10 protein-coding genes are annotated in these 21050 nt (G+C 42.1%); 6 read left to right on the top strand and 4 right to left on the bottom strand.

Annotated elements, in window-relative coordinates; translation table 11 throughout:
• Positions 1-63: 63 nt before the first annotated feature.
• Both V7K50_RS22845 and V7K50_RS22840 read right to left on the bottom strand, forming a co-directional pair.
• Positions 64-1098, bottom strand: a complete 1035-nt coding sequence (locus V7K50_RS22845) for a pentapeptide repeat-containing protein (RefSeq protein ID WP_334963991.1) — start codon at positions 1096-1098, stop codon at positions 64-66.
• Positions 1099-1166: 68 nt separating this feature from the next.
• Complete coding sequence (locus tag V7K50_RS22840; protein WP_334963989.1) at positions 1167-1988, bottom strand: pentapeptide repeat-containing protein; 822 nt, start codon at positions 1986-1988, stop codon at positions 1167-1169.
• Between the two features lie 1158 nt (positions 1989-3146).
• Between V7K50_RS22840 and V7K50_RS22835 the strand changes: the two genes are divergently transcribed.
• From V7K50_RS22835 to fabD, 4 genes are all read left to right on the top strand, one after another.
• Complete coding sequence (locus V7K50_RS22835; protein WP_334963987.1) at positions 3147-4628, top strand: leucyl aminopeptidase; 1482 nt, start codon at positions 3147-3149, stop codon at positions 4626-4628.
• A gap of 300 nt (positions 4629-4928) precedes the next feature.
• Positions 4929-5951: a phosphate acyltransferase PlsX gene (gene plsX / locus V7K50_RS22830; RefSeq protein WP_334963984.1), complete on the top strand. Its 1023-nt coding sequence runs from the start codon at positions 4929-4931 to the stop codon at positions 5949-5951.
• 85 nt (positions 5952-6036) lie between these two features.
• Complete coding sequence (locus V7K50_RS22825; protein WP_334963983.1) at positions 6037-7029, top strand: beta-ketoacyl-ACP synthase 3; 993 nt, start codon at positions 6037-6039, stop codon at positions 7027-7029.
• A 134-nt stretch (positions 7030-7163) separates the two neighbouring features.
• A complete protein-coding gene (gene fabD, locus V7K50_RS22820) occupies positions 7164-8045 on the top strand; it encodes an ACP S-malonyltransferase (protein WP_334800990.1) in 882 nt (293 codons plus the stop codon).
• A 526-nt stretch (positions 8046-8571) separates the two neighbouring features.
• On the opposite strand, the gene V7K50_RS22815 is transcribed toward fabD, so the two are convergent.
• Together V7K50_RS22815 and V7K50_RS22810 are read right to left on the bottom strand one after the other, a co-directional pair.
• Positions 8572-14001 (bottom strand): trifunctional serine/threonine-protein kinase/ATP-binding protein/sensor histidine kinase, encoded by a 5430-nt coding sequence (locus tag V7K50_RS22815; protein WP_334963982.1) that lies wholly within the window; start codon positions 13999-14001, stop codon positions 8572-8574.
• 114 nt (positions 14002-14115) lie between these two features.
• On the bottom strand, positions 14116-19563 hold the full coding sequence (locus tag V7K50_RS22810; RefSeq protein ID WP_334963980.1) for a trifunctional serine/threonine-protein kinase/ATP-binding protein/sensor histidine kinase: 5448 nt from the start codon (positions 19561-19563) through the stop codon (positions 14116-14118).
• A gap of 273 nt (positions 19564-19836) precedes the next feature.
• Between V7K50_RS22810 and V7K50_RS22805 the strand changes: the two genes are divergently transcribed.
• Together V7K50_RS22805 and V7K50_RS22800 are read left to right on the top strand one after the other, a co-directional pair.
• On the top strand, positions 19837-20475 hold the full coding sequence (locus tag V7K50_RS22805; RefSeq protein ID WP_334963978.1) for a lysophospholipid acyltransferase family protein: 639 nt from the start codon (positions 19837-19839) through the stop codon (positions 20473-20475).
• A gap of 260 nt (positions 20476-20735) precedes the next feature.
• A complete protein-coding gene (locus V7K50_RS22800) occupies positions 20736-21044 on the top strand; it encodes a DUF2288 domain-containing protein (RefSeq protein ID WP_334964037.1) in 309 nt (102 codons plus the stop codon).
• The last annotated feature ends 6 nt before the right edge of the window (positions 21045-21050 follow it).

Genomic DNA, 21050 nt, shown 5'->3' with positions numbered 1-21050 from the left:
GACATCTACAACTTCCCCAATTTGTGAGGGTTTTTAGCCGTCACGATCAAATTACTTGATTACTCAGCATTGGTTGGGATTTTCTAAAGGCAAGCCCAGTTGTTTGCGAAATTCTGGACTATAGCAGGCTCCCTCCCAATTTTCGGCTGCTTTTAACTTTTGAAGAGTTAGGTGACGAGTGCTTTTGAGGTTGGCACCCTTGAGCTTGGCACTTTCAAAGTTAGTACTTTCAAAGTTAGTACCTTCAAGGTTGGCATTTTCAAGGTTGGCATTTTCAAGGTTGGCATTTTCAAGATTGGCATTTTCAAGGTTGGCATTTTCAAGGTTGGCATTTTCAAGGTTGGCGTTGGAGAGCTTGGCACCTTGAAAGTTGGCGTTGGAGAGCTTGGCACTTTGAAAGTTGGCGTTGGAGAGCTTGGCACTTTGAAAGTTGGCACTTTGAAGGTTGGCACTTTGAAAATTGGCACTGGAGAGATTTGCACCGGCAAAATTGACATCAAATAAGTCGGCATCTTCCATTTGGGTACTTTGTTTGAGGCCAACACTCTTGAGGTTGGCACGTTCGAGGTCGGCATGTTCAAAGTTGGCGCGTTCGAGGTCAGCATCTTCAAGGTTGGCACTCTTGAGGTCGGCACTCTTAAGGTCGGCACTGGAGAGATTGACATCTTCAAGGTTGGCATTGCTGAGGTTGGCATTCTTGAGGTCGGCACTGGTTAGCTCGGCACTCTTGAGGTTGGCACTCTTGAGGTTGGCACGTTTGAGCTTGGCACTCTTGAGGTCGGCACTATTGAGGTTGGCACTCTTGAGGTTGCTATCTTCAAGATCGGCACTATTGAGATTGGCACTCTTGAGGTTGGCACCTTCAAGGTTGGTATCATTCAATGAAATATTATTCAGGATGTTGCCAGCCTTAACCAGTTTTTCCAATGCTTTAATTCTTTCCGTACTGTCTTTTTGTCCTTGAAGAGCTTCAACAGTATCCAAAAGTTGTTTTATTTCTATCTTTTTATATATAACATTTCCCACAAATATTACTAAAGCCACGAGGAGAATAGAAGCAAAACCAATTGAGCTAGAGCGATTATTTTTGATTTCCATAATACTTTGCTAAATAAACTGGAAAGCTTCCCTCTTCAGACACAACTTCAACTGCACAAGAAAATTGGTCAGCATTGGGTATGATTTGCTGGAGGTAAGCCTAGTTGTTTGCGAAATTCTGGGTCGTAGCAAGCTCTCTCCCAATTTTTAGCTGCTTTGAGCTTTTCAAGAGTTAGGTTTTGGGCACCTTGAAGGTTGGCATATTGAAGATTGGCACCTTCAAGATTGGCACCTTCAAGATTTGTACTCTTGAGATCGGCATTTTCAAGGTTGGCATCTTGAAGTTTGGTATATTCTAGGTTGGCACTCTTGATGTTGACACCTTGAAGGTTAGCACCTTGAAGGTTAGCACCTTGAAGGCTAGCACTACTGAAATTGGTACTGCTGAGGTTAGCACCTTGAAGGTGGGCATCTCTGAGATTGACACTGGTTAGATTGGCACTACTGAGATTGGCATTGCTGAGGTTGGCATTGCTGAGGTTGGCACTCGTTAGGTCGGCACTGCTGAGGTTGGCACTCTTGAGGTCGGCACTGCTGAGGTCGGCACTCTTGAGGTCGGCATTTTTAAGAATGGCACGTTCTAGCTTAGTACCTTTGAGGTCGGCACTCTTGAGGTCGGTATCTTCAAGGTCGGCATCTTCAAGGTTGACACTAGAGAAATCGACATTATTCGATGGAATATTATTCAGGGTGTTATCAGTCTTAACCAGCTTTTCTAGCGCTTCAATTCTTGCTGTACTGTCTTTTTGTTCTTGAGCAACTTCGACAGTATTCCAAAGTAGTTTTATTTGGATCTTTCTCACTACAAAAAATACCGCAAATATTACTAAAGCCACAAGGGGAATAAAAGCGAAACCAATCGGTCTAAAGCGATTATTTTGTATGTCCATAATACTTGATTGAATAAACTCACAAACTCAACTTGATTCTACTAGGTTTACAGTTTCTTCCTTTAGAAATGCCTTGGCTTCATTTAGCTTTTTCTCTGGAAGCAAATAATCCGTTGATTCATTGGCTTGTATTATAGAAAAGCAAAAACTCTTGAATATGACTTAATCACTTCGGTAATTTTACTATTATCAGTTCTGGATTATCCCACAGACTATTAATGGAAGCAACAGTTTCGTTTTAATTGTGCTGATTTCGATAAATAAAGCCTTTCAAAACTCTTTGTTATAAACGGGTTAGCACGGAAAAACGATATATTCATGGGAAATTAATTAATAAAGCCCCTGGAATACGTGGTGAGGTAATGAGGATAACTTAATGATCAGTAAAAGGCAGGTAATATCACCTGAGAAAAATCAATAAACGCATTGTAGGTAATACTTGCATATCTAATTGACGAAAATATGACGAAATCATGACGAAAGTGTGGCGATATTGATGAGGCTGTAAACATAAAAAGTAACAACTTATTGATTTGTTGTATATAAAATTAATCACATCCTGAATGTTTCTATCTGAATATTGGGAAATACAGCAGATTGCGCTCTAATCGAATACACGTAGAGACGTAGCAGTGCTACGTCTCTACAAGGTTTTGGGTTTTATATATGTACTTCATTTACCTGAAATCGGCTGTGATGATATTATAAAAATGTGGTTAAAGACTTGCAAAAAAGTCTAATCACCAAGTTAAAACCTCTGCAATAATGTCTCTTAAATCAATATTTTTAGTCCTTCCTATTTGTTATAAATGCGAGTAATTTTAAGTACAGACTTACCTGATAAGTCCGTGTAATACAAGAGTAATTAACTGAATTTCTTTGGCGGCATCAGTAACTGGTGTATTTATAGTTCTCAGTATAGACTGCTTGGAATGGTTTTGGATTGACTACCCCATCGGTAAAGAAGACGAATAGGAAGGTTTATTTACACGAGCATGGCGTACCACCCTACGCTGAATATGTTATTAGCACATCAGCTAAAGAAGACAACTCTCCATTAAAAGAAGTGAATATATCTGCTTCCCCAGTCCCCTCACCATGAAACCAGAATTTTGAGCAATACTGGTACAGGAAGGAATATTTACACAAAATCCCAAAATGAAAATTCAACCTAGTGATCAGCCTTTGCTAGAGTGGGCAGGCGATAGTTTGGCAATTGGATTATTTGAAGATGCAGTGGAGTTAACCGGAGAACTGGCGACTTTAGATCAAAAGTTTTCTGGAGTCTTAAAAGAACTGATTGCCGAAGAAGAATTTAAAGGTAAAGCCAACAGCACTATTTTCATCCGTGTAAATGCTGGTAGCCCAGTACGGAAATTGATTTTAGTAGGTTTAGGAAAACCAGAAGCCCTAAACTTAGATTCTCTGCGTCGCGCGGCGGGGGCTGTAGCCAGAGTGGGAAAAAAGCAAAAAAGCAAAATTCTGGGATTTAGTTTTCCATTATGGAATAACGATCCAGCAGCCAGTGCCCAAGCGATCGCAGAAGGTGTGGAATTAGCACTTTACCAAGACATTCGCTTTAAATCAGAACCAGAAGATAAAGGTTCACAAATAGAAACCGTAGATTTAATCGGATTCGGTGGACAAGAAGCCGCCATCACCCGCGCCAATCAAATCGTTTCTGGGGTAAATTTGGCACGTCAGTTAGTAGCAGCGCCAGCCAACGCAGTCACACCAATTACTTTAGCCGAAACTGCTCAAGCGATCGCGAAAGATCACGGTTTACAACTGCAAATTCTGGAACGAGAAGACTGTGAAAAGTTGGGTATGGGTGCTTTTTTGGGAGTAGCCCAAGCTTCTGATTTGCCACCGAAATTTATTCACTTGACTTATAAGCCAGAAGGTACACCTAAAAAGAAACTTGCAATTATTGGTAAAGGTGTAACCTTCGATTCCGGCGGACTCAACATTAAAGGTGCTGGTAGCGGCATCGAAACCATGAAGATTGATATGGGCGGTGCAGCTGCCACCTTGGGCGCAGCCAAAGCAATTGCTCAACTCAAGCCAGATGTTGAAGTTCACTTCATTTCGGCGGCCACTGAAAACATGATTAGCGGTCATGCCATGCACCCTGGAGACGTTCTCACAGCATCAAACGGCAAAACAATCGAAGTGAACAACACTGATGCTGAAGGACGTTTGACCCTAGCAGATGCCTTGGTGTATGCCGACAAACTGGGCTTAGATGCGATCGTTGATTTAGCCACCCTCACAGGTGCCAACGTCATTGCCTTGGGTGAAGATATTGCTGGTTTGTACACTCCCGATGATGGTGTCGCTTCCCAAATCCAGAAAGCGGCTGAAACTTCAGGAGAAAAGATTTGGCGGATGCCAATGGAAGAAAAATATTTTGAAGGGCTAAAGTCTGGTATTGCGGACATGAAAAATACAGGGCCGCGTCCAGGTGGTGCAATTACTGCTGCCCTTTTCCTCAAACAATTCGTCAAAGAAACCCCTTGGGCGCACATAGATATTGCAGGACCTGTGTGGACAGATAAAGAAAATGGCTACAACGGCGCAGGGGCAACTGGCTACGGCGTTAGGACGCTAGTTAATTGGGTAGAGGAGAGTGGGGAATAGGGAGTGGGGAGTGGGGAGTAGGGGGATGAGGGAGATGAGGGAGTGAGGGAGTGAGGGAGTAAATTCTTCCCCATGCCCCATGCCCAATCCCCAATACTTCGGCTTCGCTCAGTACAAGTCCCCAATCCCAAATACTTCGGCTTCGCTCAGTACAAGTCCCCAATCCCCAAATTCGTGCTATGTTGAGCTTGCCAGCAAAACTGTTGCAATAGTAACAGAAGTAATTTGGCGGTCAGAAAGTTAAGCTTTTTTGGCAAAGCCATCTGGTAGAATTTGTAAGGTTTCTAGAAGCTGTGAGCAATGGGATCGACTCGCGTAAGGATCGCAATTGACGCAATGGGTGGGGATCGCGCACCCGGTGAAATCGTTGCTGGCGCATTGCGAGCAAGGGAAGAATTGGGTGTAGATGTATTACTGGTTGGTGATCCCCAACAAATAGAAGCTGCCTTGCCGCCAAAAACAAATTTAGGGCAGGTAGAGATCATTCCTGCTGAGGAAGCGATCGCAATGGATGAGGAGCCTTTAAATGCAGTTAGACGCAAACGCAAGGCTTCCATCAATGTGGCGATGGATTTAGTCAAGCAGCAGAAAGCTGATGCTGTATTTTCTGCCGGACACTCTGGGGCAGCAATGGCATCAGCTTTGCTCCGCTTAGGACGATTGCCGGGAATTGAACGCCCAGCCATCGGGACAGTTTTTCCCACAATTATTGCTGGTAAGCCAGTGCTGGTACTTGATGTCGGCGCAAATGTAGATTGCCGTCCCAAATTTTTAGAACAGTTTGGTGTTATGGGATCGGCTTACAGTCAGTATGTCTTGGGTACAACCGAACCCAAGGTTGGTTTACTGAATATCGGCGAAGAAGACTCTAAGGGCAATGACGCAGCCGTTCGCGCCCACCAAATGCTCCGCGAAAATTCCCAAATTAATTTTATTGGTAATGCCGAAGGGCGTGATGTGCTTTCTGGTCGCTTTGATGTGATTGTCTGCGATGGTTTTGTGGGCAATGTATTATTAAAATTTGCCGAAGCTGTCGGAGAAGTGATTCTGCAAATTCTGCGGGAAGAATTACCCCAAGGATTGCATGGTCAAATTGGTTCAGCACTCTTAAAACCAAACCTGAAGCGGATTAAGCAAAGGATGGATCACGCAGAACATGGTGGTGCCTTGCTCTTAGGTGTGGCAGGAGTCTGTTTGATCGGTCACGGTAGCTCCCAAGCTCCTTCAGTTTTTAATGCAATTCGTATGGCCAAAGAAGCTGTTGATAGCCAGGTAATACAACGAATTCAGTCCCAGTATATTCTTGAGCGCGAGGGCGGTTAGTCATTGGTCATTAGTCATTGGTCATTAGTCATTTGTAAAGGACAACTGACAAAGGACAAAAAGCTGATAGCTTGGGAGATTAGGAGTGCAAAACTTAGGCGTAGCAATTACCGGAAGTGGCTCGGCAGTACCAATAACTTCCTTACATAACCAGACATTGAGTGAACTAGTTGAAACATCAGACGAGTGGATTACCACAAGAACGGGAATTCGTCAACGGCGATTAGCATTGCCATCTGAGTCCTTGAGTGTACTCGCTACTGCCGCCAGCAGTCAGGCGATCGCAACTGCGGGAATTAAACCAGAAGACCTAGACCTGATTCTGCTAGCGACTTCCACCCCTGATGATTTGTTTGGTAGTGCTTGTCAAGTACAGGCACAATTGGGAGCCACCAACGCAGTAGCCTTTGACTTAACTGCTGCCTGCTCCGGCTTTGTGTTTGGTCTGGTTACAGCAGCCCAATACATTAGAACAGGTGTCTACAAAAATGTACTTTTGATCGGAGCAGATATCCTCTCTCGCTGGGTAGATTGGCAGGATCGGGGCACTTGTGTATTGTTCGGTGATGGTGCAGGGGCAGTAGTATTACAGGCTGCCAAAAGCGATCGCTTATTGGGATTTGCCCTTAAAAGTGATGGCACTCAAAACCATCACCTCAATCTTGCATACAGAGGCGCTTCCCAAGAACTGCTCCCCGGTGTAAATATCACTAAAGGCACTTATCAACCGATTACCATGAACGGCAAAGAAGTCTACCGCTTTGCAGTCCAAAAAGTGCCAGAAATCATTGATAAAGCTTTATTTCAAGCCAACCTTAGTGTTGACCAAATAGATTGGCTGGTGTTGCATCAAGCCAATCAACGGATTATTGATGCCGTCGCCCAACGCCTGAACATCCCAGAACATAAAGTTATCAGTAATCTTGCCCAGTATGGCAATACCTCAGCTGCTTCGATCCCCTTAGCTTTAGATGAAGCAGTAAGGCAAGGTAAAATTAAACCCAATGACATCGTTGCTGCATCCGGCTTTGGTGCTGGACTTACCTGGGGCGCGGCAATTTTTAAATGGGGAAGGTGAAGAATTAGGAGTTAAGAGTTAAGAGTTATAAGTTAAGAGTTATGAGTTTTAACTTCTAACTCATCACTTCTAACTCCTCACTTCTAACTCCTCACTCCTAACTCCTAACTTTTCACTTTTATGATCAATGACCAATGACTAAAACTGCATGGGTGTTTCCCGGACAAGGTTCCCAAACACTGGGAATGGGAATGGATTTATTAGATATACCGTCCGCCAAAGATAAGCTTGCCCAAGCTGAGGAAATTTTGGGCTGGTCTGTAACTGAAATTTGTCAAAGCGAAGAAGAAAAGTTATCAAAAACGCTCTATACCCAGCCAAGTCTTTATGTGGTAGAAAGCATTCTTGCTGATCTGCTTCTAGAACGTGGACACCAGCCAGATTTACTTGCGGGCCACAGTTTGGGAGAATATACTGCTCTTTACATTGCGGGTGTCTTTGAGTGGTCGGCTGGTTTATATCTAGTAAAGCGTCGTGCTGAACTCATGGATAGTGCCGTCGGTGGGATGATGGCAGCTTTGATGAACTTTGACCGCGAACAGTTAGAAAAAGTCATTGCCCAAACGCCTGATGTGGTAATAGCAAATGATAATAGTTCGGTTCAGGTGGTAATTTCAGGTTCTACTGAGGCTGTACAAGCGGTGATAACTCAAGTTAAACCAAAGCGTGCTATTCCCCTAAAAGTTTCTGGAGCATTTCATTCACATTTCCTAGCACCGGCGGCGGCACAATTCCAAGAGATTTTAGAATCTGTGGAATTTCAGCCCGCGATTGTGCCAGTGTTGTCTAATGTCGAACCAATTCCGTCTATTGATGCCGAAATTTTAAAGCAACGTCTAAACAAACAAATGACGGGTTCTGTAAGATGGCGAGAAATTTCTCTGCAATTACCAGCCAATGGTATCGAGCGAGTAGTGGAAGTTGGCCCTGGTAAAGTTCTAACTGGCTTGATTAAACGTAGTAGCCCTGATTTAATATTAGAAAATATCCAGAGTGCTGCTAATTTGCCTGCTTAACAAGAAAGAATACAGCAGATTGCACTCTAATAGAATACACGTAGAGACGTAGCAGTGCTACGTCTCTACAAGATTTTGGGTTTTATATATGTACTTCATTTACCTGAAATCTGCTGTAAAGGTGCGGCTGGTGGATCAATAAACGGCTTTAAATACCCCAATTATTGATTCTAACTCCTGATACCAATTTAATGTGAAGTTGCACATATCTTGATCCCCCTAAATCCCCCTTAAAAAGGGGGACTTTGATTCCTTCCCCCCCTTTTTTAAGGGGGGATCAAAAGGTTGTGGGGCTAGGTTATAAGACTTGTGTGTACACCGTAGCCTAAGAGGGAGAGACTTTGAATTTTCCTCCTTCCCGGGACGAGTTGGGGGTTAGGTCAATCGTTAACTTTTCCACATAACGTGAAAAGTCAGATCCTAAACCTGTGCCTTTACCAACAGCTTTCGTAGTAAATAAATGTTTATGAACTTCGTTGACAACTGCTGTTTTACCAATTCCCTATCGATGCCTTCAAACATCTGGTCAGATTGGAATCTCAATAATCAATTCAGTTCCTTTATTTGGGATGCTATCACAGGTTAACTGACCTTTGTGTTTATCTACGACAATCTCATAGCTAATAGATAGCCCTAAGCCTGTACCACTTCCTATCGGCTTAGTAGTAAAAAATGGGTCAAAGATTTTCTGCTGCACCTGTGGTGTCATTCCCGAACCGTTATCAACAAAGCGAACTATTACCGTGTTGTGATCTGTGGGTTCGGTGACAATGCGAATTATCGGATTCTCAGTTGTTTTTTTATTAAGTACTGCATCTTCTAAAGCATCGATCGCATTCAGAATCAGATTCATAAACACCTGGTTCATTTCTCTGGCGTAGCATTCTACCAACGGCAGATCGCCATATTGCTTGACGATTTCAATCGCCGGACGTTCTGCATGGGCATTGAGTCGATGTTGCAAAATCATTAAGGTGTTATCAATGCCTTCATGGAGATTCACAGCCTTGTATTCTGATTCATCCAAGCGCGAAAAGTTACGTAACAATAGAATAATTTGTCGAATCCGTTCCGAACCTACTTTCATCGATTTCAGGATGTTATCTAAATCCTCTTTTAAGAAGTTAAAATCTACAGTTTCTAGTTCTGTTTGCAGAGATTCTGGTGGATGAGGATAGTGAGATTGATAGGTATTTAATAAGCACAATAAGTCTTGTATGTGTTGTCCAACGTAATTTATGTTCCCATAAATAAAACTAATCGGGTTGTTAATTTCGTGAGCAATTCCTGCTACTAGTTGTCCCAAAGCCGACATTTTTTCACTTTGCACCATCTGTGTCTGGGTGCGATGTAATTCTTTTAAAGTCGTTTGCAGTTGGTCATTTTTTTGGTTTAATGCTTGGGTGCGATCGCTAACCCTGTTTTCTAGTTCCATATACAAACAAGCATTCTCTAAGGAGATTGCTACTTGGGACATTAATAGATGCAAAATTTCCAGGCGATCGCGGGTGAACGCTCCTACTGTCAGGCTATTTTCTAGGTATAAAATGCCAATCAATTTGCCTTGGTTGAGAATTGGCGCACAGAGAATACTCTTGGGTGAATGGTGCAGCATATAAGGATCAGCCCCTAGGGTTGAATCGATGACTGCATTCTCAATCACAGCCAAGGTGAGAGTATTTTTGACCCGATTGATCAGGGTGACAGGTACTGTTTGACCATCATCAAAAGCTAGCGATCGCAAGACAACAGCAGGCTGTTCGAGTTGGGAAAGTGCCTCAATTACCCAGCGTAGCCCGTCGTAGACATCGCTTTTTGGCATCAGCAAAGCACATTTATCAGCACCGGCACTTTCGAGTATCACCTGAAGTAGGGTAGAGAGTAATTTCTCCAACTCAATTTCACTGGAGAGCGATTGAGAAGCTTTGAGAATAGTTGCCAGATCGAGGGCTTCTGAGAGGCTATTATTACTAATGGTGAAATTTTGGAGGGTGTTAGAGGAGATCGGAATCATCGTTTCTGTAGATGTGAAAGATGGTTGCTGTTTTTGCCAAATTGTGACGAGGAGTTGGGGATAGCGGGTTTCTAAATCAACCGCTTTCGCTTTTGCTCCCCAACGGGTGTAACAATAATAAGCTTCAGTCATGTAGACTTGAGCGATTTTTTCTTTGCCCCAATAGAGATAGAATTTGGCGGCGAGTTCGTTGGCTAAAGCTTCTTCGTTGAGATATTGATTTTCTTTGGCCAGGGCGATGGCGCGATCGTAGAGAGCGATCGCCTCTGGATATTTCTTCAGTATCCGAAATTGTTCTGCTTCTACTAGTAGAAACTTATGTTCGTGATTACTTGGAGCGTGAAATGCCCATTTCTTCAGTTTTTTCTGATTCCCTTTGACGTGCTTGAGGAGTTGCTGACGTTCTGAAGATGAGACATTTGGATAAACAGCCAACCGTGCCAGGGAGTCGTAAAGGTAATGTACGACTGTGGACAATGTTGATACACAGCTATCATAGTAAAGTTTTGCTACCTTTGCTTTTTCAACGGCTTCAGCATACTCCTCAAACAAGTAATGCAAGTATTGTTGATGAACATAGCTGAAGAACAACCCGGAGTTATCTTTGATAGCTTGTTGCATCGGAATTGCCTCGGCAACCTGATAACTTTCCCCCGACAAGATGCTGGGATTGTGAGTCTGACCTAAAAGATTTAAGGTAGCTTGATGATGGATTTGCAGGTAGATTGAGCCATTTTTCTGATTCAACGGGGCGATGGCCGCCATCAGCGATCGGATTATTTGTTCGGTGTCGCTTAAGTATTTTCCTGTCCAATAGTGGCTGTAAGAATAGATCACCGCCGACCAAGTTGCATACTCGACATCTCCCGTTTCTAGCCCTGTTTGGTGAGCCTCTAACAGCGATGGAATGGTGTCTTTTACAGGTTCGCGCCAATGGCTGATAAAGGTAGAGTTCGTGAAGAGGGTTTGTGCCTGGGAATCAGTGGCGTGAAAACGCTCTAACACTTGCAAAGCCAATTGTCCAAACTCATAACCCCCTTCAATATCAATTAGCACACCGCAAAGAATCATTCCATACCAAGCGTAGGCAACAGCTGAGAGGGCTGTATTCCCGTAGCAAACCGATAAATTAATCCGCTCAAAGACAAATAGCGGCATCAACTGGGGAGCGCAGACATAAGTTGCAGACACCGTACTCGATAAAATTCGCATCACAGCCAGCGCCTTGGGATTGCTCATCTTGGGCAAGTTGATCAACTGTGCTGTTTTTTTATTACCCAAGATCAGCTTAGTTTTCGCTAATCCCAGCAAGACATCGATTTTAGTCGGTTGTTTAGGAAGCTGAATGCCCAACTGCTGTAGCACATCTAGGGCAGTAGAAATAGCATCTTGCATCTGGCTTTGAGCAATGTCAGCCAATATTTTGGTCTCATAGGCACTAACTTTATCGAGTAAGTTTCTAGCATTTTGCAGAATTAAGGCAATTAGTCGATCTGTCTGCTCAAATTGGTTAGATATGTAAGCGACTCCAGCGCCTAAATCATACAGTGCCAAGGTCAAGGGATAGTTATCTTGCCATTTTGTATCTGGCAGTCGGTCAATGCCCTTGCTAACAAAGATGAAAGCAGCATCAAAGGCAGCAGAGGCTTTGGCAGCTTTACCCGCCTGCAAGTTGAGGGTGGCAAATTCATACTGGGCTTGAGGTTCGATAATTAGCTCGGCGGCTAAGTTGAAATGACCGACAATATCAAAAATTCTTTCCTGACGCTGGGTTTCGCTACTGTTGCGAACTAGTAGTGTACCGATTTCTAGATGGGTAATTTGTTTTTGGTCGTCAGGAATTAGGGAATAGGCAGCTTGCTGGATGCGATCGTGTAAAAATCGATAAGTCGGATTGGCTGCGGCATGAGAAACCGATTGAGTGTCAGACTGAATAAAGAACTTATAAATTTCCGTATTGGGAATAATCAGCCCTTCTTGCAAAGCTTTCCATAAATCAGCCGCCGTTGCTTCTAATGATTGTTCTGAAACCATCGCCAGGGTATTTAAATCAAATTGTGCCCCAATACAAGCCGCTAGTTTCAACACATTCTGAGTCTGGTTCGGCAACTTTTGCAATTGCATTGCCATAAACTCCACCACATCATCAGTGAGTGCTAAGGCTCTGACTTGAGCGATATCACACTGCCAATATCGCCTTTTGGAGTCAAAAGTAATCTGTCCATCTTCGTACAATGCTTTCAGAAATTGGGTGGTAAAAAAAGGATTGCCTTTGGTTTTTTTTAACACCAATTCCGTCAACGGTTGAGCTAGGGATAACTCGCAATTCAGCGTATCTGCCACCAACTGATTCAGATCCACTAAACTTAACGATTGCAGTGTAATGGTATTAACCACTGCCCCAGCTTTGACGATTTCATTTACAGTCAGGATGAATGGGTGAGTCGGTGATATTTCATTATCCCGATAAGCACCTAAGATTAATAAATATCTGGTTCCATCCATCAACAATTGCAGCAATTTCAGCGATGCAGAATCTGCCCATTGCAAATCATCTAAAAACATCACTAAGGGATGTTCTCGGCTGGTGAAAATTTGCACAAATTTCTGCATTAGCAGATTGAAGCGATTTTGGGCAGCAGTTCCCGATAGTTCTGTGGCTGGGGGCTGTTTGCCGATAATCTGCTCTAGGAATGGAATGACATCAATTAAGACTTGTCCATTGTCGCCAACAGCTTCGAGAATCTTGGTTTTCCAGGTTTGTAGTTGTGCATCTGATTCTGAAAGGAATTGTCCCATTAAGTCTCGAAAGGCTTGAACAAAGGCGCTAAAGGGGATGTTGCGCTGAAACTGGTCATATTTGCCTTTGATAAAGTAACCACGTTGCCTCACAATGGGTTTATGAACTTCATTCACAATGGCAGTTTTTCCAATACCAGAAAAACCTGCTACTAGCATTATTTCTGTACTACCTGTGCTGACTTGTTCAAAAGCAGCTAATAGTTGAGTAACTTCTTTTTCTCGACCATAGAGTTTTTCTCTGATGGTAAAGCGATCGCTAATATCTCGCTCTCCTAATGTAAAATATTCAATGTTTCCAGTGGCTTGTAATTTACTTAGACAAATCTCTAGATCATGCTTGATTCCCAATGCACTTTGATAGCGGTCTTCGGCATTCTTAGCGATTAATTTACTGATAATTTCAGATAGAACTAACGGAATATTAGGATTTATTTGATGGATTTCAATGGGAGCTTTTGCCAAGTGGCAATGCACCAATTCCATCGGATCATCGGAGATAAATGGTAATTGTCCCGTGAGTAATTCATAAAAGGTGACACCTAATGAGTAGAAGTCACTGCGGTAATCAATTCCCCGATTCATCCTTCCAGTTTGCTCTGGCGAAAGATAGGCAAGTGTGCCTTCTAGAGCATTGGCATTTTGGATATTTTGGGTTTCTCGTGGTAGTAAAGATGCAATACTAAAGTCAATTAATTTAACTTGTTTAGTTTCAGGATTAATTAAAATATTAACGGGTTTAATATCTTTATGAATAATTCGCTCGTGGTAGAGTACATCTAAGGTATTGCACAATGCGATCGCTATTTCTAAAAACTCCATCAAAGATTCTACCTTTCCCCTCACTCCCCACTCCTTTAGAGAAATCCCCTTAAAGTCTTCCATTACCAACGCATAGCCATTTTGGTAGGGTTCCAGGCTGTAGGTTTGGATAATCAGAGGTGAGTTGAGATTTTTGGCAATGGTGTACTGATTGCGAAACTGTAACAATTCGCTGAAATTGGGATAAGGATTTTTCAGCAGTTTAATCACTACAGGTAATGAGTCGATTTCTCGATACCCTCGATAAACCAGAGTTCTGGAACCATTGTAGAGTTCTTCGCTGATGCGATATCCGGGAATATTGACAAGGGTGCTAACCATACAGCTAAATCTGTGAAACTTCCAGATTTAGTATTCCCAAAAAAGATCCCCGACTTCTTAAAGAAGTCGGGGATCTGAAACCCTCGCTGGAGAACAAATCAAAATCGCCAAAAATCATACCGAAATTTCAATGATAAATTCTGTACCCTCACCTAGAATCGAGTTAAAAATCAATTTTCCGCCGTGGGTTTCTTCAACAATTTGCCGAGCGATCGCTAATCCTAATCCCGTTCCTTTACCCACAGCTTTTGTAGTAAATAAGTGGTCAAAAATCTTTTCTTTTACTGATTCACTCATCCCCTTACCATTATCAGCGATTGTAATTTTAACTAGATTATTTTCGACTGAAGTTGTAATTGTAATGCAGTTAGGATTAGCTTTAATTTCTACAAAGCTGCGTTCGGTATTAGATTCTTCTAATGCATCAATGGCATTTGCTAAAAGATTCATAAATACCTGATTTAATTGACCAGGGAAGCATTGAATTTGAGGTAAATCACCATAGTTAGTGACAACTTCAATGGTAGGATGTTGTTCATTCGCCTTAAGACGATGTTTGAGAATTAGGATAGTACTGTCGATACCTTCGTGGATGTTAAATGGTACTTTGTAGTTTTTGTCAGAACGGGAGAAGGTGCGGAGACTGGTGCTGATATTTTTCAGGCGATCGCACGCCATAGACATAGAATCAATCATCTTGGGTAAGTCTTCTAAACTATATTCCAAGTCTATTTTTGACTCGTGGCCTTTGATTTCCTCACTCTTGTTAGGGAAATTTTCTTGATATAATTTTAAGTGTTCGATAATATCACCGAAGGTAGGTTTAGCTTGTTCGAGACTGGCAGAAATAAAACCGAGGGGATTATTCATTTCGTGAGCTACACCAGCAACTAAATTACCCAAGGCAGACATTTTTTCACTTTGCACCATTTGTAATTGGGCGTTTTGCAAATCAGTTAGCGCTTGTTCTAAGTCTTGGGATTTTTCTTGTTCTTGGGCATAAAGTTGGGCATTTTCTAGGGAAATTGCGGCTTGAGCGCAAAGTAAGTTTAGCAGTTCGACGCGATCGCTAGTAAAAGCTCCCGTAACTAAATTGTTTTCTAAGTACAATACGGCAATCAACTTACTTGCATGCAAAATCGGGCTGCACAAGATACTTTTAGGCTGATGTCGGTGAATATACGAGTCATTGATTAATTGTGGATGCAATGTGGCATCAACAATCACGGCAGGTTGTAAGGTGCGTTTGACAGTATGAATTAAGCTAACTGGGACATCAGGTGAGTCTTCAACAGACTGTGGGTTGAGCAACATTGGGTAAAAATCGATTTTGGCAGCCTGTTTCTGTACACCGTTTTGGGAAAGCTGTGCTAACGCCTTAATCAGTAAATTACCTGACTCTGCAAGCATGAACACACACTTATCGGCTCCGGCATTTTCAATGACGATATGTAGTAATACTGAGAGCAGTTTTTCGAGTTCGATTTCTCCAGAAAGAGTTTGAGAAGCTTTGAGAATGGCGGCTAAATCTAAAGCAAGAGAGATGTTGCTACTGCTGCAACTGATGGAGGTGAAATTTCCCAAGGCAGAGATAGTTTCGTAAGTGCAGAACGGAGAACAGGTTTGCTGTAATATCGGAGCAAGCAGTTGGGAATAGCGTTGTTCCAAGTCGGCGACTTTGGCTTTAGCTCCCCAATTAGCGTAACAATAGTAAGCTTCCTGCATATATCCAGCAGCAATTTTTTCTTTGCCCCATTCCAGATAGAATTTGGCAGCCAGTTCGTTAGCTAGTGCCTCTTCATTTACATATCCATTGACTTTAGCTCCAGAAATAGCTCGATCGTAATAGGTGATCGCTTGTAATTTATTGTCCAAGACTCGTTGCTGCTCCGCTACCACTAAATCCCATTTATGTTGAAAATTCATTGGTGCGTGGCTTGCCCATTTCTGCATTTGCTTTTGGTTTTTCTTGATTTGATGCCATCGCTTTTTAGAGGGCAATAGTTTGTCTTGAGAAATAGCAGCTAGGTATATTAATGACTCATAGAAACAAAAAAGCCCCTGAATGTACATTGCCGTACCTGCTGCCCACACTTCTCGACCTTTTTGAATAGCGATCGCAGCTTGGGGAATCTGATCAAACAGATAGTCAAGAATTCCTTGATTTGTATAAGCAAATAATAAACCTGTCTTATTAGCATCTTCCTGTTGCTTTTCCTCCATCTCTGCCAAACAATATAGCTTCCCTGCCAGTTGAGCAGCATTTGCCGATTCTCCTAGCAAGTTCTGTACTGTTTGCTGGAAAATTTGCATATATAAAAACGCTGCATCTTGATTTAGCTTGGCGATCGCTTCACTGTAAATCTGGAAATTTTGCTCAACTTCTGAAAGCTGATTACCAACAAAATAAGCATTCATACAATGGGTCAAAACTGCCCAAGATCCATATTCAATATCACCAGTTTCCAGTCCTATTTGATAGCTTTGCAGTAGAGGCGTAATAGTATCTTTTATATGTATTTTCCAATTAGAGACAAAATTATAAACTCCAAAAAGTACCTTTGCCCTAACTTCCTTAGCATCAAATTTATCGACGATTTTAAGAGCCAATGCACCAAACTCATATCCAGTATCAATATCTTGCACCACTCCACACATAATTAGTCCATACCAAATATAGATAAATGCCGATAGGCTGCTATTACCATGTTGAGCAAACATTTTTACCATGCGGAATACCAAAATCGGCAATAGATTTGGAGAGGCGATATAGCATGAAGATAGCATCTTGGATAAAATTTTTATGATGGCTATCTTATCAATATCCTGCATTGCTGGTAAGTTTTCTAAAGACTGAATTGATTTGCCGAATAATACTAATTTTGTCTCGAATAAACTCAACAGAATTTGGGGATTTTGTGGGTTTTTAGGGAATTTTATCCCAAATTTTTCTACGAAAATCAGGGAAGTCTGTACGGCTTCTAAAGCATGATTTTGAATGACTAAAGCTTGTAGCCTAGTTTCATACACCGTCACCTGATCGTGTAATGAGCGAGCATTGGCAATCACTAAAGAGATAATCTCCTCCATTTTTTGGAAGTCACCGCTCAGGCAAGTTGCTAAGGCTAACTGGTTAGCAATTTCTAGGGCTAATTGATACTGACTTTGCCAAGCATTATCAGCTAACAGTCTTTGCGCTGCCCTGAGATAAGTAACTGCGTCACTATAGGCGGTTGCCGCATTCGCCTTTTTCCCGGCTTTGAGATTAAGATGGGCAATTTTTTCCCCTTCTCTGGGGTCTATAATCAGCATGATTCCTTGATTAAAATGGTTGGCGATCGCAAAAATATTTTCATCACGGTCAGCAAACATGGTGTTGGAAAGTAACAATCTGCCAATTGCCAGATGCAGATTATTTCTTTGATCGTCATAAATCAAGGAATAGGCGGCTTGTTGTGCGCGATCGTGTAAAAAGTGATAGGTCGGATTAGCTGTCGGATCAGAAACCGAAACACTGTCAGACTGACTAAAGAACTTATAGACTTCTGTATTCGGAATAATTAAACCTTCTTGTAATGCTTTCCATAAATCAGCTGCTGCCTCTTCCAGGGATTTTTTGGAAATAATCGCCAAAGTCTGTAAATCAAACTGCGCCCCAATGCAAGCTGCTAGTTTGAGAATATCCTGAGTCTCCACTGGCAATTTCTGCAATTGCAGAGCCATAAATTCCACCACATCATCAGTGATGGCTAAGGCTTTCACTTGAGTAAGATCGCACTGCCACCCCCCTTGTACACCCACGGAAGAGGACTGAGGGAAGGCAAAGCTAATTAGATGGTCATCATGCAAAACTTTGAGAAATTGTGTACCAAAGAAGGGATTACCCTTAGTTTTTTGATGTACCAATTCTGTCAAAGGTTGGGCGAGAGATAATTTGCAATTGAGGGTATCTGCCACCAACTGATTCATATCCCCTACACTCAAGGGTCGCAATGTAATAGTATTAACTACTGCCCCAGTTTTGATCATGTCATCCACTGTCAAAACAAATGGATGCACCGGCGAAACTTCATTATCCCGATATGCACCCAAGATTAATAGATATCCAGTTTCTTCTATCAATAATTGCAGCAATTTTAGTGATGCGGAATCTGCCCATTGTAAGTCATCTAAAAATATCACGAGGGGATGTTCAAGGCTTGTGAAAACTTTGATAAATTTCTGCATCAACAAATTGAAGCGATTTTGTCCGGCACTCCCCGATAGTTCTGTGGCTGGGGGTTGGGGGTCAATAATTTGTTCTAGTTCAGGGATTACATCTATTAAAACTTGTCCATTATCACCCACAGCTTCGAGAATCTTGGTTTTCCAAAGATTTACTTGACTGTCTGATTCTGATAATAGTTGTCCCATCAAATCTCGGAAGGCTTGAACAAAGCCAGAAAAGGGAATATTGCGTTGAAATTGGTCATATTTTCCTTTGATAAAATAACCGCGTTGCCGCACAATCGGTTTATGAACTTCGTTGACAACTGCTGTTTTACCAATGCCAGAAAAACCTGCTACTAGCATCATTTCCGTTGCACCAAGGCTGACTCGCTCAAATGCTTGGAGTAGATTTTCTACCTCGGTTTCTCGTCCGTAGAGTTTTTCAGGGATGATGAAGCGATCGCACACATCCCTACTCGCAATTTCAAAACTCTCAATTTTACCAGAAAGTTGTAGTTGAGACAAACAGTTTTCTAAATCAAATTTCAGTCCCAATGCACTTTGATATCTGGATTCGGCATTTTTTGCCATCAATTTCATGACGATATCACAAATTACTTGGGGAATCTCTTCTCTATTCCCTAAAAGTGGTGGAAGTTTGGCAATATGACAATGTACCAACTCCATTGGATCGTTTGACTGAAATGGTAACTCTCCTGTTAGTAATTCGTAGAAAGTCACACCTAATGAATAAAAATCAGTCCGATAGTCAATCCCCCGATTCATTCGGCCTGTTTGTTCTGGGGAAATATAAGCTAGTGTCCCTTCTAACACATTGGGATTAATTAGTGTTTGGGTTTCTCGTGGTAGTAAAGATGCAATACTAAAGTCAATTAATTTAACTTGTTTTGTTTCGGGATTAATTAAAATATTGGCGGGTTTAATATCTTTATGAATAATCCGCTCTCGATACAATACATCTAAGGTATTGCACAGTGCGATCGCTATTTCTAAAAACTCTTGTAGAGACGCGATATATTGCGTCTGGTCAGAGGTAAAATAATCTTTAAGAGAAATCCCTCCAAAATCTTCCATCACCAACCCATAGCCATTTTGATACGCTTGGAGGCTGTAAGTTTGAATGATTAAGGGTGAATTGAGATTTTTGGCAATGGTATACTGATTGCGAAACGACAAGAGTTCGCTGAAAGTAGGATAAGGGTTTTTCAGCAATTTAATCACTACAAGTAATGAGTCAGCATCTCGATAACCGCGATACACCAAGGTTCGAGAACCGTTGTAGAGTTGTTCGCTAATTTTATATCCAGGAATGCTGACTGTAGTGCTAACCATACTGCTAAATCTGAAAGGTTTCTAGATTTAGTATTCCCAGACGGGTAAAGCAATTTATAATCGGCCTGGCGATCGCTGATCAGAAAAATGCCGAAAACCCTTGATAAGCAAACACATAGTGCCGTAATTCGTACTTTTCCCAAGGGGAGACGCAAGCGCGAACAGTCCCTTGGTTGAAAACTAACAGTAGCCTTTAGGCTACATTCGATATGGTAAAATACTCCAATCAGTACAAGATTTAAGCTAAATTCAGTTTAATTTGAATTATCTTCTGTGGATAAAAAGCGCGAACCGTTTATCAGTCTGGGACTTTACCACGCCTTAAAATGGTCAGTGATCAGCCCCATGTTTCACACTTACTTTCGGGGTAAGATTTATGGTGCAGAAAATGTCCCCCAATCAAGGTCATTGGTGATAGTGAGTAATCACGCCAGTTACTTTGACCCGCCAATTGTTTCCATCTGTGTACGTCGTCCAGTGGCGTATATGGCTAAAGAAGAGTTATTTAATATCCCCATTTTGGCGCAAGGAATTAGATTGTACGGTGCTTACCCGGTAAGTCGGGGAAATGCCGATCGCAGTGCTATCCGTTCTGCCCTAGAATATCTCAATAACGGTTGGGCTGTCGGTATTTTTTTACCAGGTACTCGCACCCCAGATGGTCGAATTACAGACCCCAAAAGAGGCGCATTGCTGCTGGCGGCGAAAGCAAAAGCCCAAATATTACCGGTGAGTGTTTGGGGTACTGAGGAGATTTTACAAAAAGGATCGTCGCTACCTCGCTCAGTTCCCGTCACTGTGAGAATTGGTAACTTGATTGATGCTCCCAGTTCCACTAATAAAGGGGAATTGGAGGCGTTAACACAAAAGTGTGCCAGGGTAATTAACGAAATGCATGATTTGGGACGGTGAAATCAGAAGTTGAGTTAGGAGTTAGGAGTTAGGAGTTAATGAATAGTAATTAATAAACTATTGTGAAAATATTTTAACCGCCAGGGACTTGATTCCCTCGCTAATAGCAAAAGTCCGTTGAAAGAGACTAAAACTACTGTGATTAGTCTGTTTAAAGCTAATTGAGCTATTAGCCAGAAAATAAATTTTCGGGCGGGTGTTCGACTTTTGCAAGAGGTCTAATGTAAAATAGTTTGTTAGCCAAGACAAATTGGGGAATGATGTCGGATTTGAGAGCGGAACTAACAGAAATTTTGGATGAGGCAGAGTGGGAGTGGCTAATTCCTCATGTACAAAGAGATGCAGTAGTTTTGGTGGCACCGGAGTTAAACTTGGTGGATGTTGGAGTAGCGATCGCCAGCGATCACATTCCATCAGTAGAACAATGGATTAATGAGCAATTAATTACCAAACCCACGACAGTACAGGTGGGAGAATGGAACGTTGATCGCAGTAAGCGATTTCATACCCTCATCGTCCAGCCTTACGTTTTGGTGCAGGAAATGGTCAATCCAAAAATGTCAATCTAAAATCCC

The sequence above is a fragment of the Nostoc sp. genome, from assembly GCF_036917135.1.
In the GTDB taxonomy this organism is placed as follows: Bacteria; Cyanobacteriota; Cyanobacteriia; order Cyanobacteriales; family Nostocaceae; genus Nostoc.
This window is presented reverse-complemented; position numbering and strand designations above follow the sequence as displayed.